General features: G+C 51.5%; 20 protein-coding genes. 15 read left to right on the forward strand and 5 right to left on the reverse strand.

What is annotated here, in order from left to right:
• Positions 1–86 precede the first annotated feature (86 nt).
• Positions 87–323, reverse strand: coding sequence for a hypothetical protein (locus AC0YNV_RS19245; protein WP_475769472.1), 237 nt, complete (start codon positions 321–323; stop codon positions 87–89).
• Between the two features lie 76 nt (positions 324–399).
• On the opposite strand from AC0YNV_RS19245, the gene AC0YNV_RS19250 reads away from it, so the two are divergent.
• Together AC0YNV_RS19250 and AC0YNV_RS19255 are read left to right on the forward strand one after the other, a co-directional pair.
• Positions 400–2,142 (forward strand): ABC transporter ATP-binding protein, encoded by a 1,743-nt coding sequence (locus AC0YNV_RS19250; protein ID WP_475769473.1) that lies wholly within the window; start codon positions 400–402, stop codon positions 2,140–2,142.
• A gap of 122 nt (positions 2,143–2,264) precedes the next feature.
• Positions 2,265–4,007, forward strand: a complete 1,743-nt coding sequence (locus AC0YNV_RS19255) for an ABC transporter ATP-binding protein (protein WP_475769474.1) — start codon at positions 2,265–2,267, stop codon at positions 4,005–4,007.
• A gap of 46 nt (positions 4,008–4,053) precedes the next feature.
• On the opposite strand, the gene dnaN is transcribed toward AC0YNV_RS19255, so the two are convergent.
• Both dnaN and AC0YNV_RS19265 read right to left on the reverse strand, forming a co-directional pair.
• Complete coding sequence (gene dnaN / locus AC0YNV_RS19260) at positions 4,054–5,172, reverse strand: DNA polymerase III subunit beta (protein WP_475769696.1); 1,119 nt, start codon at positions 5,170–5,172, stop codon at positions 4,054–4,056.
• Between the two features lie 18 nt (positions 5,173–5,190).
• The gene (locus AC0YNV_RS19265; RefSeq protein ID WP_475769475.1) at positions 5,191–5,445 is read right to left on the reverse strand and encodes a hypothetical protein; all 255 of its coding nucleotides are present in this window, start codon (positions 5,443–5,445) and stop codon (positions 5,191–5,193) included.
• Positions 5,446–5,588: 143 nt separating this feature from the next.
• On the opposite strand from AC0YNV_RS19265, the gene AC0YNV_RS19270 reads away from it, so the two are divergent.
• The 9 genes from AC0YNV_RS19270 (at position 5,589) to AC0YNV_RS19310 (ending at position 14,220) form a co-directional block, all read left to right on the forward strand.
• Positions 5,589–5,930: an MGMT family protein gene (locus tag AC0YNV_RS19270; RefSeq protein WP_475769476.1), complete on the forward strand. Its 342-nt coding sequence runs from the start codon at positions 5,589–5,591 to the stop codon at positions 5,928–5,930.
• A 155-nt stretch (positions 5,931–6,085) separates the two neighbouring features.
• Positions 6,086–6,451, forward strand: a complete 366-nt coding sequence (locus AC0YNV_RS19275) for a winged helix-turn-helix transcriptional regulator (protein WP_475769477.1) — start codon at positions 6,086–6,088, stop codon at positions 6,449–6,451.
• Positions 6,452–6,759: 308 nt separating this feature from the next.
• Complete coding sequence (locus AC0YNV_RS19280; protein WP_475769478.1) at positions 6,760–8,298, forward strand: GNAT family N-acetyltransferase; 1,539 nt, start codon at positions 6,760–6,762, stop codon at positions 8,296–8,298.
• A 16-nt stretch (positions 8,299–8,314) separates the two neighbouring features.
• Positions 8,315–9,217 (forward strand): carbon-nitrogen hydrolase family protein, encoded by a 903-nt coding sequence (locus AC0YNV_RS19285; protein ID WP_475769479.1) that lies wholly within the window; start codon positions 8,315–8,317, stop codon positions 9,215–9,217.
• A gap of 200 nt (positions 9,218–9,417) precedes the next feature.
• Positions 9,418–10,296 (forward strand): aldo/keto reductase, encoded by an 879-nt coding sequence (locus AC0YNV_RS19290; RefSeq protein ID WP_475769480.1) that lies wholly within the window; start codon positions 9,418–9,420, stop codon positions 10,294–10,296.
• Positions 10,297–10,342: 46 nt separating this feature from the next.
• Positions 10,343–11,161, forward strand: a complete 819-nt coding sequence (gene larE / locus AC0YNV_RS19295; protein ID WP_475769481.1) for an ATP-dependent sacrificial sulfur transferase LarE — start codon at positions 10,343–10,345, stop codon at positions 11,159–11,161.
• A gap of 61 nt (positions 11,162–11,222) precedes the next feature.
• Positions 11,223–11,912: a nickel pincer cofactor biosynthesis protein LarB gene (larB, locus tag AC0YNV_RS19300; protein ID WP_210039182.1), complete on the forward strand. Its 690-nt coding sequence runs from the start codon at positions 11,223–11,225 to the stop codon at positions 11,910–11,912.
• Positions 11,909–13,531 carry a nickel pincer cofactor biosynthesis protein LarC gene (gene larC / locus AC0YNV_RS19305; RefSeq protein WP_475769482.1) on the forward strand — a complete coding sequence of 541 codons (1,623 nt, stop codon included), beginning with the start codon at positions 11,909–11,911 and terminating at the stop codon, positions 13,529–13,531. Before larB ends, larC begins: the two co-directional genes overlap by 4 nt.
• Before the next feature lie 149 nt (positions 13,532–13,680).
• Positions 13,681–14,220: an RDD family protein gene (locus tag AC0YNV_RS19310; RefSeq protein WP_475769483.1), complete on the forward strand. Its 540-nt coding sequence runs from the start codon at positions 13,681–13,683 to the stop codon at positions 14,218–14,220.
• 50 nt (positions 14,221–14,270) lie between these two features.
• Here AC0YNV_RS19310 and AC0YNV_RS19315 read toward each other — a convergent pair whose 3' ends face one another.
• Together AC0YNV_RS19315 and AC0YNV_RS19320 are read right to left on the reverse strand one after the other, a co-directional pair.
• Complete coding sequence (locus AC0YNV_RS19315) at positions 14,271–15,224, reverse strand: TRM11 family SAM-dependent methyltransferase (protein WP_475769484.1); 954 nt, start codon at positions 15,222–15,224, stop codon at positions 14,271–14,273.
• 50 nt (positions 15,225–15,274) lie between these two features.
• Complete coding sequence (locus AC0YNV_RS19320; protein WP_210039179.1) at positions 15,275–16,291, reverse strand: GTPase; 1,017 nt, start codon at positions 16,289–16,291, stop codon at positions 15,275–15,277.
• Between the two features lie 235 nt (positions 16,292–16,526).
• Between AC0YNV_RS19320 and AC0YNV_RS19325 the strand changes: the two genes are divergently transcribed.
• The 4 genes from AC0YNV_RS19325 to AC0YNV_RS19340 all read left to right on the forward strand — a co-directional run bounded on the left by AC0YNV_RS19325 (position 16,527) and on the right by AC0YNV_RS19340 (position 19,753).
• Positions 16,527–17,426 carry a diacylglycerol/lipid kinase family protein gene (locus AC0YNV_RS19325; protein WP_475769485.1) on the forward strand — a complete coding sequence of 300 codons (900 nt, stop codon included), beginning with the start codon at positions 16,527–16,529 and terminating at the stop codon, positions 17,424–17,426.
• 55 nt (positions 17,427–17,481) lie between these two features.
• On the forward strand, positions 17,482–17,760 hold the full coding sequence (locus AC0YNV_RS19330) for a hypothetical protein (RefSeq protein WP_475769486.1): 279 nt from the start codon (positions 17,482–17,484) through the stop codon (positions 17,758–17,760).
• 159 nt (positions 17,761–17,919) lie between these two features.
• The gene (locus tag AC0YNV_RS19335) at positions 17,920–18,876 is read left to right on the forward strand and encodes an MBL fold metallo-hydrolase (protein WP_475769697.1); all 957 of its coding nucleotides are present in this window, start codon (positions 17,920–17,922) and stop codon (positions 18,874–18,876) included.
• Positions 18,877–19,000: 124 nt separating this feature from the next.
• On the forward strand, positions 19,001–19,753 hold the full coding sequence (locus tag AC0YNV_RS19340; protein WP_475769487.1) for a hypothetical protein: 753 nt from the start codon (positions 19,001–19,003) through the stop codon (positions 19,751–19,753).
• Positions 19,754–20,036 lie beyond the last annotated feature (283 nt).

The raw sequence follows: 20,036 nt of genomic DNA on the forward strand, positions 1-20,036 counted from the left end.
GACTCGGCAGGTAGGAAAAACCTTGCTGCATTACTGATTTGACTCCTGCCAAGCCCAAACAGAGCCTCTAATAAGGAAATTCCTTTTTACAGCCATTCCTGCATGGCGAGCAGGTCTGCAAGCAGGAAAAACCTTGCTGGAGAGTTGAGCTTGATCGTCAGGTTAAGAAGAACCTCCAGCCCTGAACGCAAGGGCAGCTTAACGGCTGCCTTTTTTGCTGTTTCAAAAAAGATTTGTAACGGGAACATATGTTTGGTATTATGATATAGGGCGCTTGAGGGGAGAGTCTGTATCCGAGCTGCGCGATGGCTTTCTTTTTCCAATACATAGACTTGTATGAAACTAACCTGTAAACTTACTGTGTATGTCTATTGTTATTTCCGAAAAGGGGTGAACGCCTTGTCTTTTGTGACACGGCTGCAGTGGTTTTTTAAAACAAGATGGAGCAGCTATGCGATTGCCATCGGCCTGATGACAGCTGTCAGTTTGCTGACAACCATACCGCCCAAGATGATTGGGAATACCATCGATCATATCCGTCAGGAGAATCTGACCTCGGCAGGCCTCAACCAGACGGTTTTGCTGCTTGTCGGACTCGCCTTGCTCTTATACGGCATGGTATACATATGGATTACTACCTTGTTCGGCAATTCGGCGCTCATCGAGAAGCTGCTGCGCGGGCGGCTTCTGGCCCATTTGACGAAAATGACGCCGGCCTTCTTCCAGCGCAACAGCACCGGGCAGCTGATGGCGCTTGCGACCAATGACATTCTCGCGATCGGACAAACATCGGGTTACGGTGTTATGACGCTTGTGAACACCTTGGTAGGCGCTTCTGTCGTTATCGTGACCATGATCTCCTTTATCAGCTTCAAATTAATGCTTGCGGCGCTCATTCCGCTGCCTTTTCTTGTGGTTGTGATCAGCTCGCTCGGGAAGAAGGTAAGAACCCGGTTTCTTGAGGCACAGGCCTCCTTCGGCAAAATGAACGAGCATGCGCTGGAGTCGATCTCCGGCATTCGCGTCATCCGTTCCTATGTGCAGGAAGACCACGATCTGAATGCCTTCGATACGATGACTTCCGAGGTCAGGGACAAGAACAAGCGGGTATCCATCCTTAATGCTCTCTTTCAGCCGCTGATTTCGCTGATTGTCGGCATCAGCTATTCCATCGGCATCGGTTACGGCTCCTATCTTGTTTTTGAAGGAGAAATTTCATTAGGCCAATTGATTTCATTCAATATATATCTGGGCATGCTCATCTGGCCGATGATCTCATTCGGGGAATTTATTAACGTCCTGCAGCGCGGCAGCGCTTCGGCAGACCGTGTGGAAACCGCGCTGGCGCAGAAAGCGGATCTGCAGGATCCGGAAGCTCCGGTGGCTCTGGCTATCCCGTCCCGGATCGAAATGAGAGGTCTCAGCTTCACCTATCCAACAGCCAACCATGCAAGTCTCAGCAATATTTCCTTCCGGCTGGAACGGGGGGAGACGCTGGGGATTGTAGGGAAGACCGGCAGCGGGAAAAGTACGCTGCTCAAGCAGCTGCTCCGTCAATATCCCGTAGATGATGCCCGGCTGTTCATCTCGGATATTCCCGTCGAACAGATCACCCTGGAACAAATGAAGTCCTGGGTTGCCTATGTGCCGCAGGAGCATCTGCTGCTGTCCAAGTCCATCCAGGAGAACATCGCCCTGGGCAAACCGGATGCGACGCTTGCGGAAGTGGAGAGAGCGGTTGAAATGGCCTCCTTCACCTCCGATATCGCCCAGATGCCGGAGGGGCTCGGCACCATAGTCGGGGAGAATGGCGTTATGCTTTCCGGCGGCCAGAAGCAGCGGCTTGCGATTGCCCGGGCGCTGCTCATCGACTCGGAGATTCTGCTCCTTGATGATTCATTATCGGCGGTGGATGCCCGGACGGAGAACCGCATTCTTCATCATATCCGCAAGGCACGCGCAGGCCGGACCACGATCATTACGACTCACCGGCTGTCTGCCGTCAGTCATGCCAACTGGATTCTGGTACTGGAGGACGGAAGGATACTGGAGGAAGGCACGCATCAGGAATTGATGCTGCTTGGCGGCTGGTACAAAGAGCAGTGGGAACGTCAGCAGATGGAAGCCAGCCTGGAAGAGTAAGATAAACGATAAGCAGCGTATCAGGCTGAGATTGGAGATATGCTTCACGGCTGGACGGTTTATAACCTTGCGGTCAAGCGTCCAGGGAAGCTTGCACAAAAAAGCTCAGGAGGGCTATTTGAATGTCCAAACCATCTACAACGAGACGACTATTCGCGTATGCGCTCGTTTATAAATTCAGAATTATCGGCGCTTTGCTCATTCTATGCTGTTCCGTAGGCGCTGAGCTCGGCGGACCTTTCATTACGAAGACTATTATTGATAAATATCTCACCCCCGGCACAGAGGATCTGAGATCCGTACTTCTGCTCCTTGGGGGTTATATGGGACTGCTGCTCATCGCCAGCGTCGGCAATTTCTCGCAGGCTTATATCCTGCAGGCGACAGCGCTGCAAATTATCAAAAATATGCGCATGGATCTGATGCGGCATATCCAGCGGATTCCCTTGCGCTTTTACGATAATACGCCCATCGGGCAGGTTGTATCGAGAATAGCCAATGACACGGAGGCCATCCGCGATTTGTTCATGAGCTTCATGGCCACCTTTGTCGTAAGCATGGTGCAGCTGACGGGGATTTTCGTAGCCTTGTTCATATTGGATGCGCGCCTGGCGCTGTACTGCCTGCTGCTGCCACCGATCTTTGTGGTCATCATGATTGTCCATTTGAAATACTCCAAAATTTTTATCACGATTATGCGGGCCCGTCTCAGCGATATGAATGCCATGATTAACGAATCCATCGTCGTTATGCCGATTATCCAGGCTTTTCGCCGCGAGAAAGTGACCCTTGAGGAATTCGAGGAACTTAATGAAGACCGCTATGTGAACCAGATCAAGCAGTTCCGGATTTTTTCCCTGTCTTCACGGAATATCGTGGGCACGATCGGCAGTCTGGTAACCGCGCTGGTGATTTATTACTTTGGCCGCGATGCCCTGCAGGCTACAATTGCCTTTGGGGTGTTCTATGCATTTATCGATTATTTGGGACGGGTTTTTCAGCCGATCATCGGGATTTTCGATCAGTTGACGAATGCGCAGCGGGCCTTTGTTTCCGCCGATAAAGTATTTGCGATTATGGATCTGGAGGGCATGGAGGTAGAGAAAACCGCTGACGTAAGCCGTCCGGAGGGCGTGGTGAAGTTCGATAACGTAACCTTTGCCTACAAAGAAGGCGAGGATGTGCTGAAGCAAATTTCCTTCGAGGCCAGAAAAGGAGAGACAGTGGCGCTTGTCGGCCATACCGGCTCAGGCAAGAGCTCCATTATCAACCTGCTTCTGGGCTTCTATGAACCCGGCCATGGCCTTATTACCGTCGATGGACGCGATATCACGACGTTCTCCAAGCAGGCGCTGCGAAAGCATATGGGGATTGTTCTGCAGGATCCATACTTGTTCGCAGGGGATATCAAATTCAATGTCAGTCTCTATAATGAGGAAATTTCACTTGACCAGGTGAAGAGCGCACTGCGTGATGTGGGGGCGGCGCCCTTTATCGAGCAGCTGCCTCACGGTTATGACGAGCAGGTGGTAGAGCGGGGAAGCACGCTGTCCTCCGGACAGCGTCAGTTGATCTCTTTTGCCAGGGCGCTCGCATTCGATCCTGCCATTCTGATTCTGGATGAAGCGACAGCCAGTATCGACAGTGAGACCGAGGGTCTGATCCAGCGGGCGTTGAAGGTGGTCAGTGAAGGGCGGACAACCTTAATCATTGCCCACAGGCTGTCAACGATTCGCGAGGCCGATCAAATTCTGGTGCTGCACCGCGGCGAAATTGTCGAGAGGGGCAACCACGATGAGCTGATGGCGCTCGGAGGCCGCTATTTCAAAATGTATCAGCTGCAAAAAGGGGAGAAGGCCTCTTAGCCCGGTCAGGATGGCAGAGTCTTACGGCGGTATCCGCTTATCCCCTTTAGCTATTTGATTTGATCGGAGTAAGAATGTATAAGGTCTCCGGGCTATTATCAGGCTGAATGATTATAGGGCTCCACCTCCCGGAGAACTTTACGATTACCTGATGGCTGCCCATCGACCGCAGGATATCTATCATATACTTCCCATTAAAGAATATGGTGATCTCGTCGCCATTCAGCGCATTCACAATAAGCTCTTCACTGACATCGCCGATTTCCGTCGTTTTGGAGAAGAGCAGTATTGTGTTTTCTCTTATAATGGACAATCTGACGACATGGCTTTTATCTGCGAGCAGACAAACACGCTCCAAGGCCTGCAGTAACATGACGGAATCCAGCATCATAACCGTGGTGACGGCCTTGCTGGCCAGATTATCCGGTATGGGATATTTCCCGTCGAGGAGAGAAGACTGCATTTGCAGGTTATGGGTTCTGAAGAGAATGCTTCGATCTCCAACGCTGATATCCGTCCTTGACTGCTCATCCTGCAGCATTTTCGAATAATCCAGCAAATGCTTCCCGGGGATTACGATGGATACAGAATCCTTGATCAGGGATGCTGAAGCCGCATTCGTCACCTGCGAAGCAAGCCGTACGCCATCAGTAGCCAGCAGCCGCAGCTGCTTCCCTTCGACTGTAAAGGACACGCCTGTCAGGATAGGCCTAAATTCCGAAGCGGAGACAGCGAAGGCAACCTTCTTAATAAGCCCCGCCAGAAGAGAACTTTGCAGACTGACTTTATTGGACCGGCTGTCACCCGCCATACGCGGATATTCCTCGGCGTTCATGCCGGACAAATGATAGACCGAAGTATCCGAGCGGATACTGACGATCAGGCTGTTATCGCACTCCAGTGTAACCATGGAAGATGGGCAGTGCCGGATAATATCTATAAAATAAAGTGCGGGGATGACGACGCTTCCGCCCAACTCTACGATAATCCGATTGTCTTCCGCCGGCAGCTCATACTGCAGCATCATGCTGGTATTGCTGGCACTGAGCCGTAATCTCTGCGAATCGGCTTGCAGCAGAATTCCGGACAGCAAGGGTATTATGCTCCTGGACGATACTGCAGGAGCAACATGATGTAATGCATGAAGTAATAACTTCTGACTCACCTTAACCAGCAAGCGGAATCACTCCTTCCTCACTTCTTTCTCATGAAAATGAGCTTCCAGAATTTCACGAAGCAGTTCAGATCTCGACTTATCCAGCTCGCTGCATTGGTTTTCAATCTCCTGCCATGCTTCTTTAGATAGGGTTAGGGAGATTTTTTTGGTTTCGCCGATTGCCTTTCTTCCGGCACCTTCCCGGGGACCTCCTCTGGGAAACATCATGGATAACTGACCTTCTTGACGGGGAACGCCCAGCTTCACTTTCTTTGTTGTCATCAGCAATACATCCTCTTATTGATACAGGTTACCTTAATCAATGTTATTATAAATTAACCTTACCATATATTCTCTTCCATTGACAATAGGGCAGCCTCCTTCTGTAATATAAGGACAGATATCCTTTCTAGGGAGGTACAGACTTGGAGCTATTCACGCAGCGCGTCATTGAGATAATTAAAAGCATCCCGGCAGGATACGTCATGAGCTATGGGCAAATCGCGGAAGCAGCCGGAAGCCCGAGAGGAGCCAGGCAGGTTGTGCGAATTCTGCATTCTATGAGCAAAACACATGAGCTGCCATGGCACAGAGTTGTCAATAGACTGGGAGAAATTGCTGTACAGCAGGATGAATCCCGTTTTCTGCAAAAGCTGTATTTGCAGGAAGAAGGCGTTCCCTTCGATGGCGAGGGACGGGTTCGACTGGAGATCTGCCGGCATTATCCCGTTGAGGGTCACGAAGAACCGGAGTTGCCACCAGATTAACAATTAAAGAATCAGCGACTGCTCAGCCTTTGAGAACACATGGTACATTAATCATACCAAGTATGGAAATCAGTAGTACTATTTAAAATATGCTCATTTTGATAACATGGCTGATAGTGGGGGAACAAGCGGTTCGATTGAAGGGAGTGAACAATATGCGCATGAAGGAAGACAGTAGAGGTGCGACGGATGGAATTGCGGCAACCCTGCATGCGATCGGCGGCAAGTGGAAGCCGTTGATTTTGTTTATTTTGCTGAATCAGGGGACCAAGCGGTTTGGAGAACTGAGACGCCTGCTTCCTAAGGTTACACAGGGGATGCTGACCAGCCAGCTGCGGGAGTTGGAGGCGGATGGGCTTATCGAGCGGCAGATTTATCCGGAAATTCCTCCAAAGGTCGAATACTCCCTCTCCGCGCATGGACGAACCCTTGGCTCAGTTCTGACGGATATGTGCGGTTGGGGCTATGATCATCTGGATTTCATACAATCCAATCCGCCAGCGAAAGACAATAAATCGTAATTATTTTTAATAAGAATCTTTCGTCCGCTTTTGCTTGAATCAGGAACGAGTCCAATAAGAACCTGTTGTCCCCTCACCTGGAAGTACGGCGCACGAAAGGACAATCTTGAACGCTGGCAGGGCTTGCGAAAGGAATTCGTTCAGCATGCCTAATGACTTAAGTATTCCTGGCATATAATAACGGTAGAACCATTCGCGATGATTACAAATCCCTGAAAAAGTTTACAAAGCAATGATAGTGCATTAATACGGCTATGAATATGGCGGTGTATCATTAATGATTAATGACTTGGATGAGGGGTTTATATATGACAGGTGACCAAATTTCACAATTCGAGAAGAAAATTATTATTCGGACGATTGAGCGCGAGGATTTTGGGAAAATCATTGAGCTGCAAAATATTTGTTTTCCAGGTATGTCTCCATGGAAGCTTGACCAGCTGGAAAGCCACAAGAAAATATTTCCTGAGGGGCAGCTGTGCGTGGAACTGGATGGCGAAATTATCGGATCCTGCTCGAGTCTGATCGTCAATTTCGATGACTATCTGGAGCAGCACACCTACTCGGAAATTACCGATAACGGCTATATTCGCAACCATAACCCGCGCGGCGAAAGCTTGTACGGGATGGAGGTCATGGTCCATCCGAGTTTCCGCCGCATGAAGATCGGCCGCCGTCTCTACGAAGCCCGAAAGCAGCTTGCGGAGCAGCTGAATCTGAAAAGTATTATTGTCGGCGGACGCATTCCCGGTTATCATAAATATAGTGATCAAATGTCACCAAGAGCCTATGCGGAAGAGGTGCTGCAGCAAAATATTTATGATCCGGTGCTGACCTTCCAAATGATGAACGGCTTTACGCTGAAGCGGATTATTACGAATTATCTATCGGATGACGAGGATTCGATGAATTACGCCGCTTTGCTGGAATGGAACAATATTGATTACAAACCGAGCGCCAACAAAATCCACTACAAGCTGTCGTTTCCCGTCCGTATCTGCGTCATTCAATATATGATGAAGAAGATCGACTCTTTCGACGAGTTCGCTACGCAGTGCGAGCATTATGTGGATGTCGCTTCCGACTACAAGTCGGATTTTGCCGTATTTCCGGAAAATTTCACCATGCAGCTGCTTTCCTTTCTTGAAGAGCGGTCCCCAAGCCTGGCTATCCGCAAGCTCAGCACCTACACGGAGCAGTATGTGGAGCTATTCTCGGAGCTTGCCGTGAAATATAATGTGAATATTATAGGCGGCTCGCACTTCATCGAACAGAATAACCGGATTTATACGGTTGCCCATTTGTTCCGCCGGGATGGAACGATCGCCCAGCAGTATAAGCTTCATATATCGCCCAATGAGCGCAGATGGTGGGGCATCAACGGCGGTTCCGTTCTGGAAGTGTTCGATACGGACTGCGGGAAAATATCGATCCAGCTGAGCAGCGATATTGAGTATCCGGAAATATCGCGCATCGTCGCTGAAGAAGGGGCGCAGATTATTTTTGTTCCCTTCTGCGCGGAGGACCGGCAAACCTTTCTGCGGGTCAAATACTGCGCCCAGGCGCGCGCGATTGAGAATCAGGTGTTCACCGTCACCTCAGGTACGGTGGGCAACCTGACCCATGTCGATAATGTGGATATTCAGTATGCGCAGTCCGGTGTATATACGCCGGCAGACTTCTCATTCCCGCCGGATGGCATTGCGGGTGAATGCAGCGAAAACACGGAAACGGTCATTATGGCCGAGGTAGATATGGAAACTTTGCAGCGTTTTCGCAAATCCAAGGATGTACTGACGTTCAGGGACCGCCGTACAGATATTTATTCCTTGCAGATTCGTTCCTGAAGCTACGGAGGTGGACATGGAGAACCTGACAATCGCAGCCGTTCAGTATGATCTGACAGATATCCAATCTGAGGAACAATTCTGGACGGGACTGCAAGCAAAAATTACACATGCCGCCCTGCAAGGCGCCGACATGATAATTTTTCCCGAGTATGTAACCGCCCATCTGCTGGGCATTGTACCTGAACTTACGCATCTGGAAGCATGCGAATATCTGGACTCCTTCACCGAGAAATATGTGGAGTTTTTTCAAGGTTTAAGCCGGGAGCAGCAAATCGTCATTCTCGGAGGCACGCATATATGCCGGGAGGAGGAAGGGTTCGTCAATAAGGCGTTCATCTTCTTCCCGGACGGTCGGATTGAAATGCAGGATAAGCTGCATCTGACCCCGGAGGAGCAGAACCGCTGGCCGCTGCTCAAAGGCGAGGAGCTGGTAGTGTTCGAGACCGATTGGGGCAAGGCGGCTATTCTGATTTGCTACGATATTGAGTTTCCCGAGCTGTCCCGGATTGCAGCCGAAAGAGGCGCGGATTTGATCCTCTGCCCATCCTACACGGACAATGCCTTCGGCTACTACCGCGTTCGTCACTGCTGCCAGGCGCGGGCGGTTGAGAATCAGCTCTTCGTTGCGTTAAGCGGCATCGTGGGTGTGCTCACGGAGGGACGCCCCCAGATTGATACGGGATTTTCCCAGGCGGGTTTGTTCACGCCCTGTGATTTTCCCTTCACGGAAGAAGGCGTTGCTGCGATCGGGGAAATGAATCAGGATTCCGTCGTGCTGGCCAGTGCCGATTTTGCCAAGCTGCGCGATAACCGGATTCGCGGTGCGGTCGCTCCTTATCAGGACCGCAGGCCGGAGCTTTATGCGGAGCTGAGAAAGGGACATGCGGTAAGCACGATACCATTGACCTCAGGTTGAAAATAGAACCTCTATAACAAAAGAAACGGCCTCCTGACCGTTTCTTTTTGTTTCCTAACAGGGTAACCGGGATATGCGAATCGCCAAGTGTGAGAAATATCGAGCGTTTTGTTGAAGCCAAATCGGAAATACAGGTTTATAATAGGAATAGATAGGCGATTGATCCAAAGTGCGATTCTAATTCTGGGAGGCGTTCACGCATGTTGAAGCGAAGGATAGGCCGTTTGGGTTATGAAGGATCTGTGGTCATGTTTGGTGCCGCGAGCTTGGGGAATGTCACACAGGAAGAGGCGGATGAGTCGATTTCGTTTGCACGGGCGCATGGCGTCAATCATTTTGACACGGCGGCAAGCTATGGCGATGCGGAGCTAAGGATGGGACCAATCATCAGCGGCATCCGCAGCGATATTTTCCTTGCCACGAAAACCGGCGAGCGCACGAAGGCCAAAGCGAAGGAAGAGATCTATCGTTCAATGGAGCGTATGAAGGTGGATTCCGTCGATCTGCTTCAGCTGCATGCTGTGGGCACGATTGAGGAGTTGGACCGCTGCACGGAAAAGGGAGGCGCACTTGAAGCCGCTCTGGAAGCCAGGGATGAAGGCATTGTAAAAAATATCGGAATTACAGGTCACGGACATCAGGCGCCTGCTACTCATTTGGAAGCGCTTAGAAGGTTCCCGTTCGCAACGGTTCTGCTTCCACTTAATTATTATATGTATTCTTTGCCGGAGTACCGCGCAGATTTTGACGCTCTGATGGAAGAGGCGGGCAAACAGGATGCAGCCGTCCGTGTGATCAAGGCTGTTGCGAAGGCTCCTTGGGGCGAAAATCAGAAGCGCAATTATGCGACCTGGTATGAGCCTTTCGACCAGCAGGAGGTTATCGATGCCTGCGTGCACTTTGTGCTCTCTTTTCCCGGTATCGCGGGATTTGCCAGTGCAGGTGACATTCACCTGTTCCCCAAAATCGTTGATGCCGTAGAGCGCTTTGGCTCCATGAACGATGAGGAGGCAGCACGGATTCTTAGTGCCATCAGCGGTTACACCTCTGTGTTCGAGTCGCCGACATCAATTGCTTAAAGCGTAGAACATGGGGATGAGAATGGAAGACGAGAGGAGAAAGAGCATGCCGCAGCAGAAATTAGAGGCCTTGCAGGCCAAGCTTCGAGAGATGGAAAGTGTCGTGGTCGCTTTCTCCGGTGGAGTGGACAGTACGTTCCTGCTCAAGGTAGCACTGGATGAGCTGGGTGCGGACAACGTTCTGGCGGTTACGGCAGATTCGGAGACATACCCTTCCTCGGAGCTGCTTGAAGCGAAGAAGCTCGCGGAGCAGATGGGCGCTCCGCATCAGGTGATCGAGACCTCGGAGCTTGAAATACCCGGTTACAGCGAGAATACGGCGAACCGCTGTTATTTTTGCAAGAAGAGCTTATTTGAGCACTTAATGCCGATTCTGGCTGAGAAGGGTTATAAAAATATGGTGTTCGGCCTGATTGCGGATGATATGAGCGAACACCGGCCCGGCGTCAAAGCAGCACAAGAGCATGGGGTCAGAGGACCGCTTGCCGAAGTGAATCTGTATAAAGAAGAGATCAGAGCCCTGTCCAAGGATCTTGGCCTGGATACCTGGGATAAGCCATCCTTTGCCTGCCTGTCCTCCCGGATTGCTTACGGGGAAATGATTACGCAGGCGAAGCTGACGAAGATCGACAAAGCGGAGGCTTTTATCAAATCGCTGGGCATTCGTCAGGTCCGGGTGCGGACGCATGGGGAAATCGCCAGAATTGAAGTGGAGACGGCGCAAATGCCGATTGTGGTCAGCCACTTCGAGCAGATCGCAACAACGCTGAAATCATATGGTTACGGTTATGTCACGCTGGATCTGGTCGGCTACCGCAGCGGAAGTATGAATCAGGCGCTGAAGGTAGGAGCAGGGGCGGAGTAACCGCACGGGTAACTGGTATCGGATCAAATTGGGGCCGGGATCATCCTGGCAGGAGGATAAAATGGACAGCAAGAATCAATTCGAAGACCTTGGTTTCAGCAAGGTGGATTACGCCAGAGAAGAAAGAACGGGCTTTCCGGAGGTGATATTCGGCAAAGGCAAAACCGTTGACCAGGTACGCCAAATCGTGGAGCGTTTGATGAATGCCCACGGCAAGGCGCTGGTAACGCTGGCTACGGAAGAAATGGCGCTTGCCGTGCAGGAAGATTTTCCGGAGGCCGTATATAATCCGACATCCCGCCTGATTACATTAGGGGAGCCTTCTGTACGTTTTGCAGGGAAGGTTCTTGTTCTCTGTGCAGGCACGTCCGATCTGCCTGTGGCCGAGGAGGCGGCAGGCACAGCCCGGTGGATGGGCTGCGAGGTGGAGAAAATTTATGACGTGGGCGTTGCCGGCATTGACCGTCTGCTTGCCTATCGCGACAAGCTTCAGGAAGCCAATGTGCTGATTGTGGTGGCAGGCATGGAGGGAGCCCTTGCAAGCGTCGTTGGAGGCATGGTCCGTCGACCGGTCGTCGCCGTTCCAACCTCCGTGGGGTACGGGGCTCATTTTCAGGGGCTAACCCCGCTGTTGTCGATGCTGACATCCTGCGCGGCGGGAGTCACCGTGGTCAATATTGATAACGGCTTCGGAGCAGGCTATCAGGCTGCTATTATTCAGCAATTGGTGACGGAGGCGGGAGCACGGTGAAGGTACTTTACTTGGATTGCATCTCCGGTATTGCCGGAGATATGGCGCTGGCTGCATTAATTGACCTGGGTGCGGATCTCTCCTATATTGAAAGCCATCTAAAGGCGCTTCCGATTGATCCGTTCAGCATCGCCGTCGATCCCGTTATTAAAAAGGGGATTTCGGCGAAAAAGCTGCGTCTGCATATTGGCGGGTACAGCCATGACGAGGGCCACAGTCACATACATAGGCACGATGACGGGCACAGCCATAGTCATGCGCACAGCCATGATGATGGCCACACTCAGAGTCACGCGCATACTCATGATGACGGCCATAGCCATAGTCACGCCCATACACACGATGATGGCCACAGCCACAGCCATGCCCATACACACGATGATGGCCACAGCCTCAGCCACGCGCATACGCACGATGACGGCCACAGCCATGCCCATACGCACGATGACAGCCACAGTCATGCCCATACACACGATGACGGCCATAGCCATAGTCATGCCCATACGCACGATGACGGCGATAGCCACAGCCACGCGCATACGCACGATGACGGCGATAGCCATAGTCATGCCCATACGCACGATGACGGCCATAGCCATACACATAGCCATGAGCATACTCATGGCGGGGACCATGAACACCATCACCGCAAAGCCTCCGATATTCTGCGGATGATCGCGGAGAGCGGACTGCCAGGGCGGGTGAAGCAGCGCAGTACGGCCATTTTTCAAACCATAGCCAAGGCAGAAGGAAAGATCCATGGGATGAGCCCGGAAGAGGTGCATTTTCATGAGGTGGGGGCCATGGACTCCATTATCGATACGATCGGCGTATGTCTGGCGATGGAGAATTTGGGAATCGAAGAAATCTATGCGTCCCCTGTTCCAACAGGTCATGGAAAACTAAAAATGGCGCATGGGCTATATCCGATTCCAGCCCCGGCCACAGCGGAAATACTGATCGGGATTCCGATCGCCAAGCTGGATGCGGCCGGCGAACTGACAACGCCAACCGGCGCAGGAATTCTGAAGGCGCTTGCCAAAGGCTTCGGCGATATCCCTGCCCTGACCATCGAGAGGATCGGCTACGGCGCGGGCACCAAAGAATTTGCCCATCCCAATGTGATCCGGGCGCTGCTGATGGAGCAGGCAGGCACGGATGAAGAGGATTCGGTCATGGTGATGGAAGCCCAATTGGATGATATGACCGGCGAAGCGCTTGGTTACACGATGGAGAGGCTCTTCGAGGCCGGAGCGGTTGACGTGTTTTTTACCCCGGTATATATGAAGAAGAACCGTCCGGCAACTTTGGTTACTGTACTGGCACCGGACGCCGCTGTGCCGCGCTGTGAGGATGTGCTGCTGCTCGAAACCACTACGCTTGGCGTGCGGAGAACGAAGTGGACGAGACGGATTCTGAAGCGGGAGATGGCTCTGGTCGCCACCGCCTATGGTCCGGTAAGGATCAAGCTGGCTATCCGGGAGGGCCGCGTGTTCCGCTTTTCTCCCGAGTATGAGGATGTTGCAAAAGCGGCACGCGAGCATGGGCTGCCTTTTCAGGACATGTACAAGCTGGCCGTATCGGCAGGAGAGGAATATGTCTCCAACCACTCGGCCTGACAGATAGAAAAACATCGCAGCCGTCCGGAAACGGCTGCGATGTTTTTTGAACGTATAGCTTTAATATTATCCCGAGGCTATCATTTCCCAGAGGGACTCAGTGTGGAACCAGCTTTGCTGCCAGAGGATGAAAGAGAGGAGTTGAAGCAGTGAAGGAACAGATTCAGGAAAATCCCGGGCGTGTCTCGTTTGGAACACGCATCATCGCATTTTTATGGGATTATGTCCTCATTCTGGGATATATCGTCCTGCTTGTCGGGTTATCTTTTCCTGCAAGACCGCTGCTGGTTCCGCTTTTTCAGACCAGTGCTGCGACGGCGGAGCTCACCGGATTTCTATTGATTACACTGCCTGTCTATCTTTATTTTGCCCTATGCGAAGGCTCCAAATCGCATGCGACATGGGGAAAACGTAAAATGGGGATCGTGGTGGCAGGCATGCGCGGTCAACCCGTCGGCTATGGGCACTCGTTCCGCCGTTCCGCCATTAAATTCATCCCGTGGGAGCTGGCTCACTTTACGATTTGGCATATGATTATACCTTCGGGGTATCCCGACATCTTAATTTATTGCTTATTGGCAGTGGTCTACGGATTGGTGTTCCTTTACCTGCTAAGCTCTTTATGGAGCAAACAAAATCAAACGCTGTATGACGCCATCTCCGGAACCGTAATCAGGTACAAGGGATAGGATTTTATCGGATCTGCTCCAGCCGGCCTCTTTGGAATGTCAAAGACTGCTTACTCGCAAACAAGCAGATGCCTGGAAAATAAACCCTTTCTCGCAATACAGCGGTCTGTAATGGTAAAGCCGGCGTTCCCGATCATCTCGTCGATGGCTTCGATGGAGACGACGACGACTCTTTTTGCAATGCGCCTGGCATGAAGGAGAAGCGAGAACTGCTCCTCCGGCGTTATTTTCGAGTAAAGATTATAGGGCATATCAACAATGGCGGCATCGTAGGTTTCGGCAATATCGGCAATATCCCCCCGTGTAACCACGCCCTCCAGTCCAAAAAAAGCGAGATTCTCCCGTGCGCCGCGGGCGATAAAATGATTGATATCCCTGCCAACCATGTTGATTCCCATAGACAAAGCCTCGACGAGAACCGTTCCGATCCCGCAGCAGGGGTCGATGGCCCTGATTCCTTCAGGCCGGGGAACGGCAATATTAACGGCCGCCCGGGCCACCCGGGTGCTCAGTGCAATGGAATAGCTGCGCGGCTTCTTCATATGATGCAGCCAGAGAGCCGTATTCTTGTGATAGCCGCCAAAATACCACCGCCCGCCGAAGGCAACAATGCCGTATAGAAGATCTGGCTTGTTTATATCCGCTTCCCCTTCGATATGCATGCCGATCTCCCGCTCAATGATGCGCCGCTCGGCGTACTCCACCTTGTCCCCGGGAGCCAGATCATTGGTTTTGACGAATATCGCCTTGAAGGTCGCGCTCCCCAGATCGAGTTGCTCCACCTGCTCATAAATATCGGCAAGCTTGTCCCCTTCATACATGACATCGATGCGTTCTTTAATAAAAGGGCTGCGGCTGACATCGACAAGAATATCTGTTTTGAAAAGATTCGCCTGCGTCTCCATACCAAACAAGGAGCGCAGTTCCAATTGACATAAAGAAATTTCATCCTCGCGGCAGGCATACGTATAAATATACGCAGGCATCCGGTTCGTGTTATCCAATCTGTTCCCATCCTCTGTCGCATGAATATCCGGTTTGTACGGTTCATCGATTATTGTTTTTCGGCCCTCTCGCGATAGCGCGTATAAATCTCTTTAATATTTTTGCCGGTAATTTCGATATTGTGCTCATAGGCATATTTCATGGCATAACCAAGCGCGAGCGTCATCGCTCCTGCAACACTTGCGCCAGCGATGGAGCCGGCGCCGGGAAACAGCTTGAGCACCTGGCGGAAAATGCTTTTGCCGATATTGCCGACAATGGTCGTCAGCACGATTTCCTTGGCGGTTTCCTTGGAAAGGGGTTTGTTATAAAGGGCGGCAAGCTTGGTCAAAAGGCCAATCTGGATAGCGGTAATCGGGATGATATCCGAACCGGGAACCGGCAGCGCGCCCGCGGCGCCGGCTGATGTTGCCGCACCGATAATCCAGGTATGGGCGGTTGCAGCTTTTTCTTTAATGCTTTTGGCGAACAGAATATCCTTGCTCTTTTTTTTTAGAATCTCCAGAATCTTGTTCCGCAGCAGATCGATGTTTTCACCCGTACGGGATGAGATCGGCACCACCTCGTATTTCTCGCCGGTTTCCTTGCGCACCCGCTTGACAAGCCGGTCGATTTCGTCGGCGGCATCGATTTTATTGAGGACCACCAGTATATTTTTGTTGATTTTCTCTATCTGGAGGAAGGACTCCTTCTCCGATTCGGAGAAGACGGTGCCGGCGGCATTCAGGAAGAATAACACGACATCGGCGTTTTTGAAATATTTCAGCGTTTCCTCGGAATTTTTGTGATTGATATCGTTCAAGCCCGGCGTGTCGACAAAATAAATCTTGTCCGTGTATGCGTGAGGCTTGATTTCCGTGGTTTCGCCAGGCTCTGCACCGACTCCCGCCACTTCCTCGCCGATCAGTTTGTTGATCGTGGAAGACTTGCCCGCATTGACATCGCCAATCAAGGCAAAAAGAATCTCCTGCTCCAGCTGCTTGTTAATCGCTGCGATTTCCTTATCGTAGGCTTCTGCTGCCGCCTTTTTGATTTCATCTTCCCACTGCTTGCTGGTGATATCCATTAGGGGCTGCCCCTTTCGTCTATTCGTATGTAGTAAGTATAACCTATTTACACGTCGAGCGGGCTATGCCAAACAGGGCGGTAAGTCGCTGCTCCCACGGGTTATCCGCATGTCATGGAACTTCATTCCTTCCATGCGCTCTGTCGTCAGCTCTGTCAGGTCCGGCTTTCTCTGCCGCCGCAGCTTGTATATAATGGAAATATATCTTCCAAACGGCTGGTAAAGGAGAATGAGCATGCAAAGAGCAGTTATTATTCTCAACCCCGCTGCAGGCAAATCCACGATGGTGAATCAAATCGGCATTATTTCAGATAAGCTTAAGCAGCGCTATGAAGAAGTTGTCGTTTATACAACGGAGGCTGCGGGTGACGGCGCTGCATATATCGGGAAGCATGCCAGCGAATTTGATCTGATAATTGGCGCAGGGGGAGACGGGACGGTCCATGAGCTCATCAATGCGCTGTGTCCCCTGGAGCGGCGGCCATTGTTTGCTATTTTGCCCGGGGGCACATGCAATGATTTCTCCAGGGCGATTGGAATGAATCAGGACCCTCTGCTCGCGGTGGAGCAGATTCTGGCCAATCAGGTGAAGCAGGTGGATGTGGGCAAATCCGGCAGCCGCTATTTTCTCAATTTCTGGGGAATCGGACTGATTACGCTGGTATCGAACAATGTGGACTCGGACAAGAAGGAACGGTTCGGCAAGCTTTCCTATTATATTTCCGCCGCGCAGTCGATCAAGGGATTCGAGCCCTTCTCCCTGAAAATCAAAAGTGCGGATTTCGATTATGACGATACTGCCTGCTTGCTCGTTATCGGCAACGGCGCTTTCACCGGGGGAATGCGGACCTTCTTTCCGGAAACCGATCTGGAGGATGGAAAGTTCGATGTTCTGATCATCAAGGAAACCTCTATGGAGCTGGCCTGGAAGGCCATTGCGCTGAAGCTGACCAATGAAATGCCCGAGGGCGGCGCCATCCGTTATTTCAAGACCGGCAAGCTTTCCATTGCGGCTTCCCCTGGACAGGAAATCGATTGCGACGGCGAGATTGGCGATCGGACACCAGACGAGCTGGAGAATTTGAAGCAGTATTTGTCCGTGCTGGTGGGGGACTTCCCGCGGCTTAGAAATTAAGCCTGCACTGTGTTACAATGACAGCATTCCAGACAACTGAGGAGATGACAATGCCATGAGCGAAGAAGTCAATGAGCAGGAGCTTGTACAGTACATAGCCGATCAGGTAAAAGTCAATGCAGCCAGCATTAAGCTGGTATTGAAGCATGAACAGACCTTCATCAACAGCGCCAAGGAAAATGCCAAAGGCGAAGTCGAGGTCGACAGCGACGAGCTTGTGGATTATGTGCTCAGCCGTCCTGATATCAAGCTGGACGAGCCGACCGTGGAATCCATTCTGGAGGCCGAAATGGATTTTCTGATGGAGAAGGGGATCGCGGGCTACGAGGACTAGAGGAGAATGATGATCATCCTGACTGTACTTATTATCATTATCGGACTGATTCTGCTGGGTTATCTGTTCCTGAAGCTTAATCCGGCCTTTGGGAGACGGGCGTCGGGTGAAACCCTGGAGATCTACAAGCAATCGGGCAATTACGCCAAAGGCAGGTTCATGAATGCCACGCCGACCTCAATGGCGATGGATCCCAAGACATTAATCAGTATATTGAGAGATTATATGCGGACCAATACGAACCGGAAGCCCGCCAGACCGATTGGGATCGTGACGTCGGCTGTGCCGTACGCCGAGCTCCCTGATCAGACCGTTGTCAGATGGTTCGGCCATTCCGCGCTCATGCTGGAGCTGGAAGGGAAGACACTGCTGATCGACCCCATGTTCGGTAAAGCCCCTATGCCGGTGCAGATATTCGGAAACAGACGCTTCAGCAGGAGCGTTCCGCTTGAGCTTGCGCAGCTGCCCCTCATCGACGCGGTGCTGATTTCCCATGATCATTACGATCACCTGGATTACGGCTCGATCAAGAGAATCAAGGACCGCGTGAAGCAGTTCATTGTTCCCTTGGGCGTGGGCCCGCATCTGGAGAGGTGGGGCGTGGACAAAGCGAAGATCCAGGAGCATGACTGGTGGAGCGAATTTCAATATGAAGGGCTTCAGCTGGTATGCACGCCGGCCAGGCATTTCTCCGGCAGGGGGCTTGGCGACCGTGAGGCCACATTATGGTGCTCCTGGGTCATTAAAGGCCGGAATGTCAGCGTCTTTTTTAGCGGAGACAGCGGGTATGGGGATCATTTTCAAGCGATTGGACAGAAATACGGCCCCTTCGACTTAACCTTCATAGAGTGCGGGCAATACGATCGGCGATGGGCAGGCATCCATATGCTGCCGGAGGAGTCCGTGCAAGCCCATCTGGATGTAAGGGGCAATCTGATGATCCCGATCCATTGGGGGGCATTCACCTTGGCCATGCATGAATGGACCGATCCCATCGAGAGGGTGTCCAAAGCCGCCAGAGAAAACAAAGTAGCGCTGGCTGCCCCGCAGATCGGACAGACGCTGGTTCTCGGAGCACCCGACTATCCGACTTCTCCCTGGTGGAGGTCGGTATAAAGCAAAATCCCCTATTTGGTCAAGCAAAGCCGAATGGGGATTTTTGTCATATTTGTATCGCTTGATCGACTCCTGAAAATGACAAACCTGTACCACAGATGGAAGAGAAGCTAGGGGATGTTTTATGTACAGCAGATGGCTGAAATGGGGTATATGCGCGCTCGTGATCGCGCTGCTTGCGGGATGTGCGAACGGTTCCGCCCATGTCTCACTCCGCAAGGACGGCAGTGCGGATCTGGATATGAAGGTCACCTTGAAGGAGAGCACGCAGAAGCTCGTGGGCGGCAAGCTGGGGGAGATGCTGCAGGCCAAGGCTGAGGAGCTGGGCATCGACTATGAGACCAGGGAAGAGGGCACCGGGACTGATTATTTGCTCCACAAGAGCTTCGGTTCCCTGCAGGAGGGCATCAAGCAGTGGAACTTCGCGGATCAACAAAATATCGTCAAAACGACGAAGCACTTCTTTTATACCCGGGTTGAAATCCGCCTGACGGTCGATATCGGAAAATATCTTGATCCGCTGATCCGGAATCAGGACTGGCTGAAGGTGCCGGATACCCTCATCAAGCTTGCGCTTTCGCAGCTCAATCTTGATTTTCTGCTCACGCTGCCGATCTCCACCTTCGGAAATAATAATGCCGATCAAGTTGATGGTCATACGATGAAATGGGACCTCTCGATGACGAAGCCGACAGAGATCCAGTTCGCGTTCCTGATCCCCAATATCAAGCATATCCTGATCGGTGCAGGGATTCTGCTGGTAGTGGCCGTGCTGCTGGTTATTCTGCTCATAAGAAGAATCACAAGCAGAAAACGCCGGAAAAAGGCTATGATTGTGCCTCCACCTGAAGAGAAACGCGACGAGGATGAAGATTGATCAGAATCTGAACCTGGGCGGATGATAGAGAACCGTACGATCACTTCTTGTGATTGGTACGGTTTTTTTCTTGAAAACGAAAAATATAAATACTTACCATATCATCCTTATATTATATTGCGAAAACGCATGACTTCGCCCATCAGCGGACGAAAGACCGCCGTTTCTTCCCGTTTTTCGGGCATGACGGGTCGCTTGGATGGATTCATACATAGTCTTCGCTTCCGCGCATCTTTACAAACTGTTATTGTCCAGAAGACATTGCTCTAATAAATGAGGGTTA

This window comes from Paenibacillus sp. JT31N11, from assembly GCF_056269285.1.

Excerpts from the sequence above, each read along its gene's own strand:
- AC0YNV_RS19265 (WP_475769475.1), bottom strand. The coding sequence starts at position 5,445 with ATGACAACAAAGAAAGTGAAGCTGGGCGTTCCCCGTCAAGAAGGTCAG.
- AC0YNV_RS19285 (WP_475769479.1), top strand. The coding sequence starts at position 8,315 with ATGGAGAACCTGACAATCGCAGCCGTTCAGTATGATCTGACAGATATC.
- AC0YNV_RS19280 (WP_475769478.1), top strand. The coding sequence starts at position 6,760 with ATGACAGGTGACCAAATTTCACAATTCGAGAAGAAAATTATTATTCGG.
- larE (WP_475769481.1), top strand. The coding sequence starts at position 10,343 with ATGCCGCAGCAGAAATTAGAGGCCTTGCAGGCCAAGCTTCGAGAGATG.
- AC0YNV_RS19255 (WP_475769474.1), top strand. The coding sequence starts at position 2,265 with ATGTCCAAACCATCTACAACGAGACGACTATTCGCGTATGCGCTCGTT.
- AC0YNV_RS19320 (WP_210039179.1), bottom strand. The coding sequence starts at position 16,291 with ATGGATATCACCAGCAAGCAGTGGGAAGATGAAATCAAAAAGGCGGCA.
- AC0YNV_RS19335 (WP_475769697.1), top strand. The coding sequence starts at position 17,920 with ATGAATGCCACGCCGACCTCAATGGCGATGGATCCCAAGACATTAATC.
- AC0YNV_RS19330 (WP_475769486.1), top strand. The coding sequence starts at position 17,482 with ATGAGCGAAGAAGTCAATGAGCAGGAGCTTGTACAGTACATAGCCGAT.
- AC0YNV_RS19275 (WP_475769477.1), top strand. The coding sequence starts at position 6,086 with ATGCGCATGAAGGAAGACAGTAGAGGTGCGACGGATGGAATTGCGGCA.
- AC0YNV_RS19290 (WP_475769480.1), top strand. The coding sequence starts at position 9,418 with ATGTTGAAGCGAAGGATAGGCCGTTTGGGTTATGAAGGATCTGTGGTC.
- AC0YNV_RS19325 (WP_475769485.1), top strand. The coding sequence starts at position 16,527 with ATGCAAAGAGCAGTTATTATTCTCAACCCCGCTGCAGGCAAATCCACG.
- AC0YNV_RS19340 (WP_475769487.1), top strand. The coding sequence starts at position 19,001 with ATGTACAGCAGATGGCTGAAATGGGGTATATGCGCGCTCGTGATCGCG.
- larB (WP_210039182.1), top strand. The coding sequence starts at position 11,223 with ATGGACAGCAAGAATCAATTCGAAGACCTTGGTTTCAGCAAGGTGGAT.